Annotated in this window: 1 protein-coding gene; it reads left to right on the top strand. The window is 66.2% G+C overall.

The features are described 5' to 3' along the window. A partial coding sequence (locus SB816_RS31400; RefSeq protein ID WP_410548168.1) for a DUF3095 family protein occupies positions 1–275 on the top strand: 275 nt, incomplete at both ends.

Here is a 275-nt window from a genome sequence, read left to right as displayed (position 1 = left end):
ACCCTGCCCGCCGCTGCCGCGGGCGGGCGGCCGGACCTGACCGGCCTTTCCTGCCGTTGGAACCCTATTCCGGCGACCCATGGCAAGGTGGTGTCGGTCATTGCCGTGCCGGGCCCCTCACGGGATATGCCTGCATTCCGCCAGCTCGTCATCGATCTTGTCGATCTGGCTGAACAGGATGCAAGACATGGCCATCCCGTGCCGGAGGATGGGCCGAAACTCGGCTTCGTGCGGGAAGGGCTCGGTCTCGAAGCCCGGGCAGGTGCGGATTATCA

This window comes from Achromobacter sp. SIMBA_011 (assembly GCF_046535435.1).
In the GTDB taxonomy this organism is placed as follows: Bacteria; Pseudomonadota; Gammaproteobacteria; order Burkholderiales; family Burkholderiaceae_B; genus Achromobacter; species Achromobacter dolens.
This window is presented reverse-complemented; position numbering and strand designations above follow the sequence as displayed.